This is a genomic window from Microbispora sp. CSR-4 (assembly GCF_008033685.1).
Taxonomy (GTDB): Bacteria; Actinomycetota; Actinomycetes; order Streptosporangiales; family Streptosporangiaceae; genus Microbispora.
This window is the reverse complement of sequence record NZ_VJVX01000304.1, coordinates 1-365: the sequence shown is the minus strand read 5'-3', so window position 1 is coordinate 365 and position 365 is coordinate 1. Positions and strand designations below refer to the sequence as shown.

Genomic DNA, 365 nt, shown 5'->3' with positions numbered 1-365 from the left:
GCCGGTGGTGGCCGGTGCGGCGGCCAGCCGGTGGAGCTGGGTGAGGGTGATCTGCAGCTCGACGATGCCGCCGCGTCGCATGTCGCGGGGCGGCCGTTGTGCAGGCGGGCAGGGGCGCTGCCGGGTGATGCCGGCCAGGAGCAGGTGCCCGTCGTCGGTGCAGATGGCATAGCGCCACTGCCCGCCGAGCATGCCGGTGACGATGCGGCGTGCCTGAGCGGCGTGGACCATGCCCCAGCCGGGCAGGTGCGCCGGGTGCTCATCGTGCCCGAGCAACGTCGTCAGCTCCACCCGTATCTCCGGCACCGACCACGATGTCGCGCCGGGCCCCCCACCAAGGCGGCCCTGCGACCGCTGAGGCTCCC

1 protein-coding gene is annotated in these 365 nt (G+C 74.2%); it reads right to left on the bottom strand.

Going from position 1 to position 365, the window contains the following annotated elements:
- On the bottom strand, window positions 1-306 hold a 306-nt coding region (locus FLV34_RS39910; protein WP_222709828.1), incomplete at its 3' end, for a hypothetical protein.
- Window positions 307-365 lie beyond the last annotated feature (59 nt).